Raw genomic sequence first — 17,639 nt, 5'->3', positions numbered from 1 at the left:
CCTACTTTTCTGCGCTATTGCGCCTGATATGTCACACCGATATAACCGCCCAAACCACTAGTGTTGTAACCATAAGCCGTGGTGTAACGCTTCTCGAAGATATTGCTCAGGCGCATTGTCGCCGTCCACTCCTTGGCCAAACGATAGTTGGCGAACAAATTGGTCAATGAGTAACCTCCCAAAGTGACAGGCGCAGATGGGAAAGGCCGGTAATCTACATCCGGCCGCTTAGCGCTAGCCTGCCATTCAAGCCCAGTAATCGCTTTACCCCAATCATAGGCAGCGCTCATCTGCGCAAATGCGCGCGCACGGCGTTGCAATTGCAGATGGCTGCTCTCATCGATCGGGTCCTGATACGTGGCCGAACCGGCAAGATCCCACGCGCCGTATGTCACAGCGCCAGACAAAGTGACGCCACGAATATGAGCATCACGATTGAGGGATTGCTTTTGCTGATAAACAATCAGATTTTCGATTCGATTATCAAACAAAGACAACTCCAAGCGACGGCCTTTCCCAAGCCACTTCAGGCCCAGTTCGATATTGCGCGAAGTCTCGGGCTGCAGGAGCGGGTTGCCGTAGTTAGGCCAATACAAGTCATTGAAGGTGGGTGCCTTATAAGCTGTTCCGTAGCTTGCTCGTGCGGTCAGCTCATCGCTAAGACGGTAACCATAAGCCAATTGCCCTGTGGTCTTGCCACCAAACTGGGAATCCTTATCATTGCGCAGATTAGCCTGCACTAAATGATGACCAAACTCTCCAGAGTAACCGATAAACCCGGCATTATTGGTACGTTGGGTCACAGAGTAACCATTCGGCAAATAAGTCGACTTACCATCAACATTCTGCTGAGTATGCACCGCACCAGCCAAGAACGTACCCATACTCGTCTTGATATCGTTCTGCCAGAACCATTCATTCTGGCGAGTCTCTATCAAGCTGTCTCGGTTCACCATATCACTGCCAATCCAAGTTTCCTGGCGATCAACCGTGTGGCTGAAACGTAAAGTACTGACCCAATGCTCCATCAACGTATTTTTGGATTGGATAGTAAAACCGTTTTGACGGCTTTTCTGCAAATCCTCGCCAACAAGCGACTGGTCATAATCGAATTTGCTAAAAGTCTGGAAAGCACGCACCGTCAGATCATGACCCGGCAACAGTGTTTGGGTGACATTGGCGCTGTAAGAAAGGTTGCGATACGGATCCCGGTCTGGGTTGTAGTTGGAACTGTCTCTGTTAGTGGCGGAAATCCCTTCATTGATTTCATGGTTTAGATTCAGGCTAAACGCGGTATTCTCGACTTTACCGCTAACCCCAGCCCCAACCTTCACCAAACCATGATCGCCAATACCAAAACTGGCATTCAACTTGGGACTGCCTTTGCCCTCGCGGGTAAAGATCTGGATCACCCCTCCAATTGCATCCGCGCCATACAGACTGGAACCCGACCCTCTCAAAATCTCTACTTTCTCGATCTGTTCGAGAGGAATGTTCTCAACTGCGCTGACGCCTGTTGTGGCCGAAACAATACGCACTCCGTCCACCAACACGACAGTCTGATTGGAATTGGCCCCACGCATGAAAATACTGGATGGCGCGCCACGCGCTCCTGTACTGACAATCTCCAAGCCCCCTTGACGCGATAACAATTGAGGCAAGCTGGTTGCAGCTGATTGTTCGATCTGTTCACGCGTGATCACACTCACGTCGGACAAGGTCTTGGAAATCTCCTGCGGCTGGCGCGTGGCGGTCACCACCACCGGATCGCCGGCGAACTCGGGCACATTGGTGGCGTAGGCCTGGCCGGCACAAGCCAGCGAGACCAGCAACGCGCATTGTTGGGGCTTGAACATGAAACACACTCCACTTTTATGATCTGGCCGCCGTGGCGGCATTGTTAGGAAGAGTGCGAAGAAGGCATGAAAAGGGGGACGCCGCGGCAGAGCGCCGGGCAGTCTGTCGGATCGCCTCCCCGCGATACTCCAGTGCGGCCACCTTCCGGGCGGCCATAGCGCGTGCGCATTGTCTCCATAATCGCGCATGCCAGCAGGCCGGTCTCCGGGCTGGGCCTTGCGGCGATGCGCCTTCCCATCCCATGGACAGTGGCCATTGCATCGCCTGGGCGTTTAGGTTCAAAAGCTCGCGAATCAAACGCGACGCTATTGAACAGCCTCATACGCCAGGCCTTACCGTTGCGGGGGCAGCGCCGGTTTTTCACCGGCTTCCCGTTTCATCCGCACCATTGAGACGCGGACACCTGCTAGGCTCAGGATTATACCGGAGAGCATCCCGACGGGATGGTGCCAAAAGAAATATGTTTAGTTAGGATCAAATCGCCCATCGGCTGCGGGTTGCCCCCGTGCGCGGCTATCGCTTAAAGTCGCCGCTGAATCACTTTCTCACCCAGGCTGGAGCTGGCCATCTCATGACATTCACCGACACCTTTCGCGCACCCGACTTCGCCGCCTATCAAGCCGCCCGCGTCCGCCAGGCCACACTGACCAAGCCGGCGGGCAGCCTGGGCAGGCTGGAAGAGCTGGCCTGCCGCTTCGCCGCCTGGCAGGGCAAGACCTGCCCGGACGCGCTGCGGCCGGCCATCACGGTGTTCGCCGGCGATCACGGGGTAACGGCGGAAGGCGTATCCGCCTATCCATCGGTGGTCACCGGCGAGATGGTGCGCAATTTCGCCAATGGCGGCGCGGCCATCTGCGTGCTGGCGCAAAGTCTGGACGCGCGCCTGGAGGTGGTGGACGCCGGCGTGCTCAGCGACGTCTCCGCGCTGCCCATCGTCCACGCCAAAGTGCGGGCCGGCACCGGCAATCTGGCCAGGGAGGCCGCGATGACGCCGGCTCAGGCCGAGGCCGCGCTGGAAGCGGGCCGGCTGGCCGCGCGCCGCGCCTTGGCCGGAGGCGCCAATCTGCTGATCGCCGGCGACATGGGCATAGGCAACACCACTGCGTCCGCCGCGCTAATCTGCCGGCTGGCCGGCTTGCCGCCGGAACGCATCGTCGGCCGCGGCACCGGCCTGAACGAGGCCGGCCTGGAAACCAAGCGCCAAGTGGTGCGCGCCGCGCTGGCCCGTGTCGCCGGCCGCGAGTTGTCCGCCCTGGAAACCCTGGCCGAGCTGGGCGGCCTGGAAATCGCCGCCATGGCCGGCTTCTACCTGGAAAGCGCCGCGCAAGGCGTGCCGGCGCTGGTGGATGGCTTCATTGCCAGCGCCGCCGCGCTGTGCGCGCAGGCGCTGGAGCCGCGCGTGGGAGATTGGCTGCTGGCCAGCCACCGCTCGGAGGAAACCGGCCACCTGCTGGCGCTGCACGCGCTGAAACTGGAGCCGGTGCTGGACCTGGGCATGCATCTGGGCGAGGGCTCCGGTGCCGCGCTGTGCGTGCCCTTGCTGCAAATGGCCATCCGCCTGCATAACGAGATGGCCACCTTCGCCGAGGCGGGCATCACAGGGAAAGCGGAATGAATCCCTACACGCTGACCCTGCTGCGCCACGGCGAAATCGACCATGAGGGCCGCTTGATCGGCAGCAGCGATTTGCCGCTGAACGCTGCGGGGCACATGCAAATGGCGCAAAGCTGGCAACGCATTTGCGCGCTGGCGCCGGTCACGGCGATGGCCAGTTCACCCTTGCAGCGCTGCCGCGAATTCGCGGTCCGGCACGCCTTGCATGGCTCGTTGACGCTGAAAGTGGACCCGCGGTTCGCGGAAATGGACTTCGGCGACTGGGACGGCATGGACGTACAGGTTCTGGCGCAACGCTATCCGGACTGGCGCGCCAAGCTGGCCGCCGGCGAACTGACGCCGCCCGGAGGCGAGCCCTACGAAGCTTTCCGCACTCGGGTACTGGCCGGCCTGTCCGAATGGATGACGACGGCCAACGGCAGCCACCGGGTGCTGGTGACCCACGGCGGCGTCATCACCACCTTGCTGGCGGAACTGCTGGGCGCGGATTTCTCGGTAGCCAAGCTGATGACGGTGCAGCGCGGCGGCTTTGCCCAATTGTCCATCCTGGAAGGACATCCGGCCTACCTGATGCGTCTGGAAGCCCCGTGCGCGGACTGATTCTGGCGCTGCAATTCCTGACCCGCCTGCCCACGCCTCAACTGCGCGAATTCAAACAGGAGTGGCTGGCAGACAGCGCGCGCTGGTTCGCCGCGGTGGGCCTGATCGTCGGCGCGCTGCTGCTGGCGGCGCTAAGCCTGGGCCGCCTGAGCGACCCCTGGCTGGCGGCGCTGTTGGCGCTGTTGATGTGGACCTGGGTCACTGGCGGCCTGCACTTGGATGGCCTGGGCGATCTCGCCGACGCGCTGGGCGCGGCGCACCGCTCGCGCGAGCGTTTCTTTGAAGTGCTGAAAGACCCTCACGTCGGCAGCTTCGGCGCGCTGGCGTTGATCCTGGCCATCGTCGCCAAACTGGTCTTGCTGATGCTGCTGGCCAAACAATCGGCGCCGGCTTGGGGCCTGCTGCTGATTCCCGCCTGGTGTCGCTGTTTCGCGGTGTACTGGTCGGCCAGTCTGCCGGCGATCGCGCCCGGCAGCGGCGAACGCTTCGCCTGGCGCCGCCACTGGCCCAGCCTGGCCATCAACGCGACGCTGCTGGCAGGGCTGTCGGCCTGGCTGGCTCCATCCTTATTGCTGGCGCCGTTGGCGGCGCTGGCTTGGCGTCGCTTCCTATTGCGCAAGCTGGGCGGCATGACGGGCGATTGCCTGGGTGCGGGTATAGAGTTGTGCGAAATCGGCCTCTTGCTGCTGCTGACGGTCCGCTGGCCAACGCTCTAGCTACGCTGTAAAGATTCCGCCATTTCCCTGTCATCCGGCGGAGATGCCCAGCGTGGATACTGGCGGCGCCTTCATCGCACGGAGCCGCCATGGCCCACCTGGAGATCAGCTGCGAGCGCGGCCGGCTGGACCGCGACATGATTCTGCGCTTCCTGACCCAGACCCACTGGGCGCAAAACCTGACTCGGGCGCAGTTGGACAAGGCCATCGAGCACTCTCTGGTGTTCGGCGCCTACAGCGGGCAGCGGCAACTGGGTTTTGCCCGCATCGTCACTGACTACGTTAGCTTCGCTTATCTGTCTGATGTGTTCGTGCTGGCCGAGGCCCGCCGTCTGGGCGTCGGGCGCGCTTTGATGGAGGCGGCGCTATCCCACCCCGATCTACAGCAACTGCGCCGACTCCTGCTGGTGTCGCGCGACGCGCGCCCCTTCTACCGCCGGCTGGGCTTCACCGAGCTACGCGACGGGGAACGCTATATGGAACTGCGGCGCGAGCAGGGGACCATACCGACGCGCGCGTGGTCCTGGTGCCGCACAAGTAAAAACGCCGCTTGATGAGAGCGGCGTCCTTACATGCAGAAAAGCTTGCTTACAGCGTGCCGGCCAGCTTCTTGTTGCGCATCAGGCACAGCATGTCACAGGCCAAATGCGCGGCGGCGATGGCGGTCACTTCGCTGTTGTCATAAGCGGGCGCCACTTCCACCACATCCATGCCGACAATGTTCAAATCACCCAGATTGCGGACGATCTTCAAGGCCTGGGCGCTGCTTAGGCCGCCCGGAACCGGGGTACCGGTGCCCGGCGCAAACGCCGGGTCCAGACAGTCTATGTCAAACGTCAGGTAAACCGGGCTGTCGCCGATGACTTCCTTGATGCGCGCGATGGTGGCATCCACGCCGTTATCGTGTACCCAGGGCGCGTCCAGCACATTCATGCCCATGAAGTCGTCGTTCCAGGTACGGATGCCCACCTGCACCGATTTCTCAGGATCAACCAAACCCTCTTTCACCGCTTTGTAGAACATGGTGCCGTGGTTCAGGCTATCTGGTTCATCGTCCGGCCAAGTGTCGCAGTGAGCATCGAAATGCAGCAGCGCCAGCGGCTTGCCGTATTTCTCGGCGTGCGCGATCAGCAGCGGGTAGGTGATGAAGTGGTCGCCGCCGAAAGTCAGCATCTTGGCGCCGGAGGCCAGGATGGTGCGCGCGTGTTCGATGATGGAGGGCTTGATGGTCAACGGATTGTGCGCATCGAACCAGCAATCGCCGTAATCGATCACGGCCAGGTCGTCGAAGGGATTGAAGCCCCAGGGGAAGGGACTCAACTCGGCCAGCTGCACGCTGGCGGCGCGGATAGCCTGCGGGCCCAGACGCGCGCCGGAGCGGAACGTGGTGGACAGGTCCAGCGGAATGCCGGACACCACCACGTCGGCGCCGGTCAGGTCGCGGCTATAGTTGCGGCGCATGAAGGACAGCACGCCGGCATAAGTGTTTTCAATGGAAGAGCCGTATAGGCCCTGACGGCGGATCGCGCCGTCGCCGAAAATGGTTTCGCTCATGAATACTCTCCGCGAGAGAGTACGCCGGGCCCAGGCGTCCCGACGATTACCGTCCATCTTGCACAGCCGACGGCTTGAGGCTGCCGCCCCCCTTGGGGCGGAACCCCGGAGTTTGCCGCGATGCGCGCGCCCGCACAAGAGCCAATCGAATCAATGGCTTTCCAGCTGGATGCGCCACAACCGGAAACGCAGCCGAACGTCGTACCAGACCGGGCGCAAGCCCAGCAAAAACAAGAGCAGCGCCAGCGGCAGGGTGAAACTGTATCCCATATGCTTGAAGCCCAGCGCGCCCACCACGCCGCCGCCGAAAAACGACAGCAGGATCAGCAAATAAGTGCGCAGTTTGACGCGGTTGGCGCGCACGTCCTTGACCTTGGGCATGCTTTCCCGGCCGTAGTAGCTGAGCTTGGCCAGTTCTATGCCGATGTCGGTGGCGATGCCGGTCATGTGGGTACTGCGCAACAGGCCGCCGGACAGCTTGGTAACGATGGTGTTGTGCATGCCCATGATGAAGCAGAGCAGCATCACGGTTAATGGGGTGAAAAAACCCTTGTGCAAAGAAAGCGCGGCCCCCAGCAAGCCAAACAACAGCAGCAGGCCGGCCTCCTCCATCATGGACACACCGTAGCCGCCGCGCAGCCGCTGCCGGCGCGCCCAAAGAATCAGCCAGGAGCTGTGCATGGCGCCGGCGATGAAGCACAGCAGCATCACCAGCAGGGACAAGCCCAATGTCACCTCGCCCAGCGCGAACTCGTCGGCCATGCCGGACACGATCCCGGACATGTGCGAGGTGTAGCGGTGCACGGCGAGGAAGCCTCCGGCGTTGAGCGCGCCGGCGATGAAGGCCATGGACCATCCCAAATGCCGCAAGGTGTGGTCGTTGAAACGGCCCCGGTCCAACAGCCGGGTGATGTTGGTTCGTCTGGACATATCCTGCTGACAGAATGAACAACGGCGGCCAATGGCCGCCGCTATCTGAGAAATGAAGACACTGCGCCTGCGCCCTGCCGCGGGCGATGCTTGATAGTGCATCGCCGCGTCGGCGCTGGCAAGCAGTCAGATCAAGACTAGCCGCCTCATCCGCAGGATTTCAGGCCGATTCCCGGGGTCAGCCGCTTTTGCAGCGCCTTGAGCTTGTCGGCCTGCTGCGCGTCCAGCGTCTTGAAGCTCAGCGTGGTCTTGCTCGCCTTCTGCCCCTTTTGCTGCACCAGCGCCTTGTCGTAACCCGCCGCCTTCAGTCGCGCGGCCAAGCCCTTGGCCGCCTCTTCCTTGCCGAACAGGCCCAGCGACAGGTGGCCTTTGAAATCGTCGCTTTTGACGATGTAGTTGTCAAAACCCTTGCCTTTCAGCTCCGACGACAGCGTCGAAGTCTCCGCCTGGGTCGCCAACGGCGGGTAATAGACCCAGAAGCGCCCGCCTCCGCCGGCCTCCTCCTTGCTGGCTTCGCTCAACTGGCCGGCCTTGAGTTTGAGTTGAGGCACGCCGCCCTTGACTCTGGCCAGCAGCTTTTCATCCAGCGGCCCCCATTGCAAGCAAGCCGCTGCGGTTTCCGCCGGCTTGGCCGCTTCGGGCTTGGCGTCCGCTTTGCCCGGTTCAGGCTTGGCGGCTTCCGCTTTGGCCGCCGCTGTTTTCGGCGCGGACGCTTCCTGAGCTTTCTTGGCCGCTGCGGGCTTGTCCGCTTTGGGCGCGGAGGATTCGCGCAAAGGCTCCGCCGCAGGAGCGGAGGCGGCCGGCGCGGAGGCGGCGTTCGGCTTCCAGTTGGCCGGCAGCAGTTTGACCAACTCCGGGCTCACTTCCTGCGCCCGCACATCCGCCGGCGGACGCTGCTTGAACGAGCCATACATCGCCACCAACAAATTCAGCACCACGACCAAGGCTAGAAACCACTTCATTTTTTGTCGGCCACTCTTAATAAGCCCAATAACACCAGATTATCCACGATCTCGACCGGCCCGGCGAGCCAAGGCGCCAACTTCGCGGCGTCGCCGCCGGTCAGCAGCACCCGCACCGGGGCGCGTCCGGTGCGCGCTTGCAATTGCCGGCGCTGGGCTTCCACCGCGCCGGTCAGCGCGTATACCGCGCCGCTGGCCAAGGCGTCTTCGGTCCCTTGCGGGAACGGCGTCACCACACCGGCGGAGCGGTCCAAATTAGCGGTGTTCCGCGCCAGGCTGCTCAACATCAGATTCAATCCGGGCACAATCAACCCGCCCAGATATTCGCCCTCCGCCGTCAAGGCTTCCACGGTCAAAGCGGTGCCGGCGCAGGCAACGATCACATCACCCTGATGCAGTTGCCGCGCGGCCAGCACCGCCAGCCAGCGGTCGGCCCCCTGCTCGGCCGGATTGCGGTAAGCATTGCGCACATCGCCGAAACCCGCCTCCGCGCGCACCCAGCGCAAGGGGCAGGGCGCCGCCGCCGCCAAGGCTTTAGCCACCTCGTCGCGGGCCACCGACGCGCCCCAGGCTGCCGTAATCGGCCATTGCCGCCAGACTTCTGCCAGGCTGGCGATCTCGCAGTGCTCCACCGCGTCCTGCGCCAACCAGCCGCGTCCATCATGCACCGCCCATTTGACCCGGCTATTACCGGCGTCGATCAACAACTTCATGCCAGCTTCCTCAAACTGACCTCGCCGGCGTGATAGGTCTTCATCCCGTCGACGGTGTCCACCAGCAAGGCGCCGCTCTCAGCCACGCCTCGGGCTATGCCCTGTACCGGATCGCCATGGGAAAAACTCAAACAGACCGGCGCGTCCTGATGCGCGGACAAACTCATCCACTCCTGGCGCAAAGGCATAAAGCCATGGCGGTCAAAATCGCTCAGCACGCGGTGCAATTCGTTCAGCAGCTCCGCCAGCAGCGCGCTGCGCGGGAGCTTGACGCCAGCCTCGGCCAAAAAGGCCACCGGCTGGTCCACTTTGCCCGGATCGCTCACATTCATGCCAACGCCAATCACCACCGCGGTCGGCCCCAGCGCATCGCCGGACAGCTCGATCAGGATGCCGGCCAGCTTGCGCTCGTCCAACAACACATCGTTCGGCCACTTCAAGGCCACCGGCGCGCCCAAGCGCCGCAACGTCCGCGCCAAGGCCACCCCCACTGCCAAGGAAAGCCCGGCCAGCTGGGACAGACCTCGGTCAAAACGCCACAGCAGGGAGAAGGTCAGGCCCGAGCCCAGCCGAGCTTGCCAGCGTCGCCCCAGCCGGCCCCGGCCGGCTGTTTGCAGCTCCGTCGCCAACACCAAGCCATGCAAGCCGCCGCTGGCGGCGCGCGCCAACAGTTGGGAATTGGTGGAATCCGTACGCTCCGCCACCGCCAGCGTGAAGGTGTCCGCAGCCGCTTCGTCCAGGCCATCGCGGATAGCCGCCACGTCCAGCCATTCAAACGGCGCCGCCAAGCGATAGCCCTGGCCGCGCACGCTGAACACGGTGACGCCCAAATCCTGCTGAATGGCGTGCACCGCTTGCCAGACCAGGGTGCGGGAACATCCCAATTCGCCGGCGATGTCCTCGCCGGAATGGAAGCGACCGTCGGCGAGACGGCGCAACACCGCGAAAGCGTGCTCGCTCACTGCTTGGCCTCGTTGGCCCGGATCTTGTGCAAGGTAGCTGTGGTGGAAGTATCGAACAGGAAAGGTATGGAATGCACCGAGCCGCCTCGCGCCAGCGTCTCGGCGCTGCCGACGATTTTATCCGGTGTCCAATCGCCGCCTTTGACCAGCACGTCGGGACGCACCAGCTCGATCAATTGCGCCGGGGTGTCTTCGTCGAAACAGATCACCAGGCTCACGCTTTCCAGCGCGGCCAATACCGCCGCTCGGTCGTCCTGATGATTGATGGGCCGGTCGTCGCCCTTGCCCAGGCGACGCACCGAAGCATCGGTGTTCAGACCCAGCACCAGGCTGGCGCCCAAGGCGCGCGCCTGCGCCAGATAGGTCACATGCCCGCGGTGCAGGATATCGAAGCAGCCATTGGTAAAAACAATGGGGCGCGGCAAGGCCGCCAGCTTTTGTTGCAATTGCTCTGCACTGCAGATCTTATTTTCAAACAATGGGGCCGGATACGACATTCGTTTCCCTGAGACAATTTGGTGGGCCCGAGCAGCGTAGGTCAACACACACGCACACCCTGCGGACAGCATCCCTATAATTGAAATGCCACCAAGGATACCATTCGCGGCGCCACTTCCCCAACCGCAACACCTACTTTAACGCCAGCAATTGGCTACCGTGCCGCTGGCGGCCCCTCTATTGCCTAAATTATCTAATGTCAAATTCCCGCAAGAGTCATTTTGCAAAGTCGCGCTGGGTACTGCTGTAATGGTAAACGCAGTACCAGAAGACTGGAGGGCCGTACTGATAGTGTATGCAGAGACTCCGGACGAGATATCTACCGTTGCACTGGACTGTGAAGCGTTATAGCTATTGTTCATTGTGAACCAACGCTCCTGCTCCTGCGCCATCTGCAGCATGGTGGACTCAGCTTGAGCCCGCCTCCCGCGCATGACATAACTGCTATATGACGGATAGGCGATTGCCGCCACAATACCGAGAATAGCTACCACAATCATCATCTCAATCAAGGTAAACCCAGCCAAACGCCTCGTCGCCATCAAGAATACCCCTACCAAGTTTGAATGATTTCCCGCCAGGATAAACGGCCGAAAGAACCACTAAATGTATTGACTCGGACACAGCCGCCCTTGCCGCCTGAACCTGCTGTGCAAATCCACTCATAGCCGTTTTGATCGATCAATCTCAAAGGAGTCCCTCCCGTCACGCCACTGCTGTCTCCTGGCCGGAATCGGCCGGCAGCCTGATCACTGCTGTTGATCACGCCATCGCCATTGGTGTCGAACACAGGGGTCGAGCTCATACCTCCACTAAATATATTAACCTCGGTCACCCAGGATGTCCCGCCATTGGTACAACCGGTAGAATCCGGAATGATGCTATTAAAACGCACAGTCTTGGTACCCCTCAGCAGCGGCTTAGCCACCACTCTCTCATTGGCCGTCAATTGAATATACCAACCATTGCTACTACTACTCATTGCCGTGGACGAGGTAGCGTTGAAGGTCCCCCCTACTGTGCCGCTCAGTTGAGAGCCTATGGTCTGCTGCAACAGACTGCCGGTAATTGGATTAGTTAAGGCAAGCCCAGTATCGCGTACTCCATACAAAGCCTGAGTCCCCACAGTGCGATCGCTGTCGGATAAGAACTGGCCAGTACCAAACAACACCAAGTAGCCTTTCTGACTATCCCGGGTGACCACCGGGGCCGCCGTGATCGGCTGACGCACCCCCAATGCCTGAGTCGAACCGGAGGTGGTAACTGAATAAGCGGAGATCAGCGGCAGACATGCCGAGGAGCAGACACTGTTGTAGTTGCCCGCAGTTCCCCAAGCAGAGATGCCCCAGCTGGAAGGGGTGGCCGAATTCAGATTAAACTTCCATAAATTGCCGTTGATATCACCAGCATAAACAAAGTCCACCATGCCGTCGCCTGTAGTGTCCACTGCCGTCGGGCTGCCCATGGCATTTGGACTCACGCTCTGCCCTGACTGATTGGGAACATCAATGCGAAAATAATTGCTTCCTCTCGCCCAAGCTTCTCCTTGTGCTTTATCTAGATACAAAACGAAAATGGATGCCAAGCCACCGCTACCTGTCTGATTGTAGCCATTACCGAAGATTACCGCCGGGCGACCATTCTGTAGTTTGACGATTTGTGGATTTCCAATTGTCTGTCCCAGATTGGGATCATCTGCGCTCGTGAACTCCCACAATACGCTGGACGCCCCCATACTACCTGGCAGGGTAATATCAAGCGCATAGACACTATTGCCTCCCGCCCCAGTTGTGCCCACCACCACAGTGCGAGCCTCAGCAACAGTCAGCGCCGAGCCAGATGACGATAAAGTAAAACAGACATCCCTGGCATTTGGCGTGCCGTCGTTGTAATACTGATGCACATAAGATGGGGAGGTCAGGCTAGGTAGATTAGCGAAAATCCCACCAGGTAGATAAGCAAACCGTTCGTTGCCGCTCATATCGAAACCGTGCAGGAAGCCATCATTGGCTGCCACCATTACCATCGCTGGTCGCGAAAAGATGGCGGCACGGTCAGTCGCTTGCGTGCTGCTGTTTGCCGCAAACGCGCAGTCTGCGGGGTCCTGAGCGGGGGCAGCCATATAAACCGGGGATGAATTGACGATATCACCCAAGCGATAGTTTCGAGGACGAAACTGCGGTGATGAACCTGTCGCTTCATTCGTCTTGTCACCACGCAGGTAGCTGACTCGGGCAGCCCCTTGAGCGTCTGTGCTGTTCAATGCAAGCTTCTGTGCATTTGTCGCCGCCAAACCGCTAAACCAAGCACTGTTGAAAGTCGCACCCAAGCGTGCGGCAACGTCGTAGGTCAACACTGTGCGGCCAGCCAAATTACTGTTTAGCTGTGTCTCCAGAGTATTTTTCGCTCGCCAGCCATGACTCGAGTCCTGTACTAGCGTCGGGGCGGAAAACGCATTGGCCTGGACAATCTGATAAGCGATTAGATCGCCATGCCAGTCAGTCGAGTCAAATGATGACTGGAACACATAGGCAGAAGAAAATACTTGAGAGCCGCTGGAAGTAGTCGACAAACCAGCCAGCGTCGGATCAGTTGCCGCGGAAATCGAAGCAAACGCAGATTGCAAAGCCGTGGTCATCCGAGAGGGATCACTAGCTTGGGCGAAATTTTTAGGAACACCATTAGGGTACGCAGCGATACTGGTTGCCCCGCTAGGATCACTTGTCCATTCTGATCGGGTACCTGGTGTCTGCGTACCATCGGTGTCAGTAAAGCCACCATATTTTGCTGCCAGATAAAATGGGTTGGTAGTTTGGGTCTTTGCATTCCCATTTTCCACTACATCTATCATGAAAGCATTAACGGTTTGTTTGCCGGTCAGGTCCGGGCGCAAATCGGTGACATTTCCCCAATAGGCCAAGCCAGCGATAAATGGCGGCGAATTAGTCGAACCGGTATTGATACTGGACAGATTGCTCACACCCTCCTGATTGCCAATGGAGTTTGTCCACGCGGTAACCCCTGAGCCACTACCACTCACAGGCGGTGACCCCATATTGGACGCGGCATCGTCATTGGGTGGTCGCAAAGGTGACGTCTGATTACCACTCGGCACGGGCCAAGCGGAACCGGGCAAATCCACATCACCATGGGTATTGGTATCACCAATATAAATAATGAAATTCTGTTGACATGAATTGACAATAGGGTCATCCCAGTCCGTTATAACTGGAAAATTATCCTTCATCGCAGCAGTCAAGCTACCACTATAAGCAGAGTAATTACCTATTTTACGAAAATAACGCAAAGCAGCATAATAGAGCTCTGCGGCTGGGTCGTAGGTTTTATAGCCATTATTATCACCAAACTTATTCAAATAATTAATCACCCCGCTATTAGCAACACTACTGCCGGTAGCATCTGTAACATCAGGATTTACCGCAAACACCCCATTGACATTACTCCATTCAGCCCCTAAGGTGAAAATATTGGAGGAGGTCGTCGCAGACGTTGATGAGGAAGAAATGCCAGGATATTTCATTCGCGCTCGCAACACCCCACCATCACGATTGTAATTAGCATCAATCAAATAGCTAAATACACTAAAGCGCATATCCCCGCCGTACTGCTGAATTAAACCTTCCGGCTTATAATTACTTCCATACCCTGTGCAGTTATCTTCTATACCATTACCGTACTTCGAAGTCAGACCTAAGCTCGAGTATTGAGAATTGCTCACACCGCTAACTGTAGTGCACACCTTAGCCATCACATTGAACGTACCCAAAGTAGTCCAAGTGGTGCCATTGTTAGAGCCCTCCACCGTAGTGGACCAGTTAAGGCTGGTAAATCTCAGTTGCGAATAACTATATGGACTCAATGACGAAACATTGGTCGTTAGCTTGCGTACAGTATTGAAACCATAACCCTGGTTTTGTCCAGAAACAATCCGGGCGCCGCGCAACACGGTCAGGCTGGCCGTATCTCCCGCGGTATAATCTGTCGCTGTACCGCTGGTTCCTAAAGCTCGATTGCCCCCAGTCAAGGTCTGTCGAAAAACATCAATCGCCGACATCGTCGCCCAGTTCAAAAGGCTACCGCTCCAATTACTACCGCTACAGGTACGATTCGTCGCGTTATTCACCAGAGATACCGGATAAAAGTACCCCGGTGTAGAACCTGACCCCGCTTGATAGGCATAACACTTGTACTGATCAAAATACCCTTTATGGTCCTTGCTCAATTCCGTGCTATCAAAAGTCCGATTAGTATAAGCTTCCCCAGCTGTAGGAAACTCTACCGACAAGCCCAGCAATACATTGGGGCCATAGCGCCCCCCCACCCCCGCTAGAGGCACTTGTGACACACTAATAGCTGCGGCAGCAGGCCAAGCCAGCCAAAAACCGCAAAACCCCAGCCCTCTTAACAACTTGCCACTTAGCGCCATGCCTCATTACCCCACTATCAAAAGGGTCGGTACACGCTTTCAAGCGTGACATTAATTTGCGGGTTCATACCGAAACCGCGACTGGTAATTCGGTACTGCACACTTTGCCCACCCGTTTGAGCAGTCAGATCTTCGCCCGGCTTGATTGCGGGAAATACCTCAACCACATAACGTGGCGCCTGCAAGCTGGCACTGGGTGGGCTCCAACTACTGCTATCTATCGCCTTGGTCACCGTATCTGTCGCACTACTCAAACGGCTATTTAGCAGTACATGCATCGGGCCGCTTGCGGATGGAAGACATAGACCATTGGCGGAACTCGCCGTTGTGCAATCGACAAAACCATAACGTCCCCGGATCTGGCCTATCGTCACTTGATTTTCAGCAAACCGTAGCGCTGCCTCTGCTGATTCCGCTGCCAGAATAAAATCGCGTCCATTACGTGCAAAGCGCTCCTCCTGCACGGAAGAATAGGAGGCCGAAAGCGCCACTAGCATCAGCGCGACCAAGAACACCAAAGTCACCACAAGGGTCACTCCCCGTTGGGATTGAAGAGCTACTTGGTACTTCATGGTATTCGGTTCCGCAACGTAAAAGTCGACTCAAAAACTCGGCGCGACCAACAGGGTGTCGCAGCAACGCAAGCAACAGTAGAACTAGCCAAAGGATTGACAACAGAACCGGTATCGGTGCCCACTACATAGTTTGAACCAAACATATTAAATGCTGCGGGCTCTGCGCGCAGCTGACCATACACTGGATCGGTGCGCGCCAACAAAGCCACCCGCATGGCAACAACCTGAGTCATGTCGATACTTGCGCTTGGGGGAGAAAACTGATCCGCGACACCATCACCAGTACTGTCAACGCCAAGCAGAATCTGAATACGCTCAATATTATCGGCGACCACGCCAGTCGCCAAATTACTTCCGGAGGGAGCAACTCCATTCCAAAGCACATCACACATCAGCGATGGACGAGTCACCCCGCTAATCGTATTCACATCGATATAAAACCGATTCGACACTATTGTATTTTTTGATGTAACACTATTACCCAAACAATCAGGAGTAGCATTCCCTGTGCTGGCTTGAGGCCCCGTCATAAAGGTGATGGTAAATTGATCGGACTTGACGCCATTTAGAACCGATAAAGCATTTGACGCGTTGAATGAAGTCACGGTTACATCATTGCTGGCGGACAAAACTTGACTTGCTTGAAGGCTGGGTATAGCCCAATTGCCACTGGCATCCATTGAGACCGTCCATGTTCCGCTTGCGGAAAAAGTGCCGCCCAAAATATCATAGAAACCCGCTTGCCGAACTAGACGGCCAATCTGGGCCATAGCAAAACGACCGTTATCCTGCATTTGAGCATGACCGGCCTGAGCCTTGTTAGTCTGTTGATTAGACAAATACAAGCTGGCGACGGCCAATGACACCATCAAGCCAATCGTAATCGCAATCATCAGCTCAATCAGTGTCAGACCCAACTGTTTGGAACTTGGCACGCGGTTCGCCATTAATTTGGCCTCACAAACAATTGCAGCTGTGCCGCTTGCGCAGATGCCTGTGCTGCGCCCACCCCAGCGAAGCCGCCGCGCTCGCTCCAGCTAACTGTGATCGTAAAACCACTGGACGCTGCTGCCACCGAAACGGTCCCACTAGACAGTCCACCACGAGTCGGATCCACTGCCAATGCTTGTATCTCCGTCAAATCAAAATCTTTTCTCTGCGCTACGGTGCAGCTTGCCGTATAACAATTGGCCACAGTACCTGAGGCCGCAACACCATACGCCCCACTTGGATTGCTGCGAATGCGTTCCGCCATCTGCTCCGCCAGCAGGCTCGCCTGCGCCCGGCTAGCACTCAAGGCGGAATACCGGAGATTGTTCAATTGCAGACCCGCAATACCTAACAAACCAAAAGCCAGAATCACAATGGACACCAAAACTTCCAGCAACGTAAATCCGCGACAACGCAATCGAGACATCTCTCTTTTGGCATAATTCATGGGCAACTTTCACCACTATTCAGTGAGGCCACCATGGGGCGGCCTGACGTAGAGAAGACCAGCTTGCGAGCGATACTTGCATTTGCTGAATCATCACAGATGATCAAATTTCCCGGTGTTGTCCAACTAGCGTTGTACATCTGAACTCGGCCTGTAGGTACGTAGCGATAAGAAGTTACCGTAGAAGCACCTGACACGCTCAAGCGCAACAAAGAGCTGATATTAGATTGTCTTAATACAATCAAATCAGTCGTACCGGAAGCTGCCGTACTACCAAACGGTAATGCAGTACCGACAGCTAAAGCGTTATCTTGATTCAAGTCCACAAAAGCCACCCACCCCATATTCCAGCTACTTGCATTACAGCCACCATTGCTCTGACTAGCACAGATCACAACCGGAACCCCAGTTCTGACCGAGTTGCTCCGAGCAGAAAGAAAGGTCTGCATCAAATCGTTTGCCGCAGCAGAAATACGATTTGCGCGAACAAAATTGATAACGGACGGCACGGCGATAGCAAGCAGGATTGCGGCAACTGCAAATACCACAATCATTTCAATCAAGGTGAATCCCTTATGGGATTGGCGGGCTGACACTATCTCTCTCCTTTGCTTGTTTCATCCTACGACATCGCTATATCACCAGCAAACCCAAGCGACAAACGCATGTACCGCGGAGATGAGCGGCATGCTTACCGAAAGTTACGGGCTACCGATCTGGATCCTGAGCGCCTCGCAGACGCAAAAAAGCCTCCCATGGGGAGGCTTGGCAAG

Annotated in this window: 17 protein-coding genes and 1 riboswitch; of the genes, 4 read left to right on the top strand and 13 right to left on the bottom strand. The window is 57.8% G+C overall.

The window, feature by feature from the left end; all coding sequences use genetic code 11:
- Positions 1-14 precede the first annotated feature (14 nt).
- Positions 15-1,856 (bottom strand): TonB-dependent receptor domain-containing protein, encoded by a 1,842-nt coding sequence (locus ACUXV1_RS16365; protein ID WP_446016082.1) that lies wholly within the window; start codon positions 1,854-1,856, stop codon positions 15-17.
- A gap of 179 nt (positions 1,857-2,035) precedes the next feature.
- Positions 2,036-2,279: riboswitch (cobalamin riboswitch) on the bottom strand.
- A 149-nt stretch (positions 2,280-2,428) separates the two neighbouring features.
- Here ACUXV1_RS16365 and cobT point away from each other — a divergent pair.
- The 4 genes from cobT to ACUXV1_RS16345 all read left to right on the top strand — a co-directional run bounded on the left by cobT (position 2,429) and on the right by ACUXV1_RS16345 (position 5,341).
- Positions 2,429-3,472: a nicotinate-nucleotide--dimethylbenzimidazole phosphoribosyltransferase gene (cobT, locus tag ACUXV1_RS16360; RefSeq protein WP_446016083.1), complete on the top strand. Its 1,044-nt coding sequence runs from the start codon at positions 2,429-2,431 to the stop codon at positions 3,470-3,472.
- Positions 3,469-4,071: a histidine phosphatase family protein gene (locus tag ACUXV1_RS16355; protein ID WP_043638319.1), complete on the top strand. Its 603-nt coding sequence runs from the start codon at positions 3,469-3,471 to the stop codon at positions 4,069-4,071. The genes cobT and ACUXV1_RS16355 overlap by 4 nt, the downstream gene beginning before the upstream one ends.
- Positions 4,059-4,787, top strand: coding sequence for an adenosylcobinamide-GDP ribazoletransferase (gene cobS, locus ACUXV1_RS16350; RefSeq protein WP_081555241.1), 729 nt, complete (start codon positions 4,059-4,061; stop codon positions 4,785-4,787). The genes ACUXV1_RS16355 and cobS overlap by 13 nt, the downstream gene beginning before the upstream one ends.
- Before the next feature lie 89 nt (positions 4,788-4,876).
- Entirely contained in the window at positions 4,877-5,341 is a 465-nt protein-coding gene (locus ACUXV1_RS16345) for a GNAT family N-acetyltransferase (RefSeq protein WP_446016084.1), read from the top strand.
- A 34-nt stretch (positions 5,342-5,375) separates the two neighbouring features.
- Here ACUXV1_RS16345 and speB read toward each other — a convergent pair whose 3' ends face one another.
- From speB to ACUXV1_RS16285, 12 genes are all read right to left on the bottom strand, one after another.
- Entirely contained in the window at positions 5,376-6,341 is a 966-nt protein-coding gene (speB, locus tag ACUXV1_RS16340) for an agmatinase (protein WP_114152664.1), read from the bottom strand.
- 150 nt (positions 6,342-6,491) lie between these two features.
- Positions 6,492-7,271 (bottom strand): YoaK family protein, encoded by a 780-nt coding sequence (locus ACUXV1_RS16335; protein WP_043638328.1) that lies wholly within the window; start codon positions 7,269-7,271, stop codon positions 6,492-6,494.
- A 146-nt stretch (positions 7,272-7,417) separates the two neighbouring features.
- Positions 7,418-8,233: an SPOR domain-containing protein gene (locus ACUXV1_RS16330; protein ID WP_114152663.1), complete on the bottom strand. Its 816-nt coding sequence runs from the start codon at positions 8,231-8,233 to the stop codon at positions 7,418-7,420.
- Positions 8,230-8,946, bottom strand: a complete 717-nt coding sequence (locus tag ACUXV1_RS16325; protein WP_203389444.1) for a type III pantothenate kinase — start codon at positions 8,944-8,946, stop codon at positions 8,230-8,232. The genes ACUXV1_RS16330 and ACUXV1_RS16325 overlap by 4 nt, the downstream gene beginning before the upstream one ends.
- Entirely contained in the window at positions 8,943-9,908 is a 966-nt protein-coding gene (locus ACUXV1_RS16320) for a biotin--[acetyl-CoA-carboxylase] ligase (RefSeq protein ID WP_446016085.1), read from the bottom strand. Before ACUXV1_RS16320 ends, ACUXV1_RS16325 begins: the two co-directional genes overlap by 4 nt.
- Positions 9,905-10,405, bottom strand: a complete 501-nt coding sequence (rfaE2, locus tag ACUXV1_RS16315) for a D-glycero-beta-D-manno-heptose 1-phosphate adenylyltransferase (protein WP_194427170.1) — start codon at positions 10,403-10,405, stop codon at positions 9,905-9,907. The genes ACUXV1_RS16320 and rfaE2 overlap by 4 nt, the downstream gene beginning before the upstream one ends.
- 138 nt (positions 10,406-10,543) lie before the next feature.
- Complete coding sequence (locus tag ACUXV1_RS16310; protein ID WP_194427171.1) at positions 10,544-10,948, bottom strand: type IV pilin protein; 405 nt, start codon at positions 10,946-10,948, stop codon at positions 10,544-10,546.
- An 11-nt stretch (positions 10,949-10,959) separates the two neighbouring features.
- The gene (locus ACUXV1_RS16305) at positions 10,960-14,853 is read right to left on the bottom strand and encodes a pilus assembly protein (RefSeq protein ID WP_194427172.1); all 3,894 of its coding nucleotides are present in this window, start codon (positions 14,851-14,853) and stop codon (positions 10,960-10,962) included.
- 17 nt (positions 14,854-14,870) lie between these two features.
- Entirely contained in the window at positions 14,871-15,425 is a 555-nt protein-coding gene (locus ACUXV1_RS16300) for a pilus assembly PilX family protein (RefSeq protein ID WP_081862664.1), read from the bottom strand.
- Positions 15,422-16,375, bottom strand: coding sequence for a PilW family protein (locus ACUXV1_RS16295; RefSeq protein ID WP_194428025.1), 954 nt, complete (start codon positions 16,373-16,375; stop codon positions 15,422-15,424). The genes ACUXV1_RS16300 and ACUXV1_RS16295 overlap by 4 nt, the downstream gene beginning before the upstream one ends.
- Entirely contained in the window at positions 16,375-16,866 is a 492-nt protein-coding gene (pilV, locus tag ACUXV1_RS16290; RefSeq protein WP_194427173.1) for a type IV pilus modification protein PilV, read from the bottom strand. The genes ACUXV1_RS16295 and pilV overlap by 1 nt, the downstream gene beginning before the upstream one ends.
- Positions 16,863-17,462 carry a GspH/FimT family pseudopilin gene (locus ACUXV1_RS16285; protein WP_081862667.1) on the bottom strand — a complete coding sequence of 200 codons (600 nt, stop codon included), beginning with the start codon at positions 17,460-17,462 and terminating at the stop codon, positions 16,863-16,865. The genes pilV and ACUXV1_RS16285 overlap by 4 nt, the downstream gene beginning before the upstream one ends.
- Positions 17,463-17,639: the final 177 nt, after the last annotated feature.

Source organism: Chromobacterium sp. W521 (assembly GCF_052805975.1).
The sequence above is the reverse complement of the archived record's forward strand: the minus strand, read 5'-3'. Positions and strand labels throughout refer to the sequence as shown.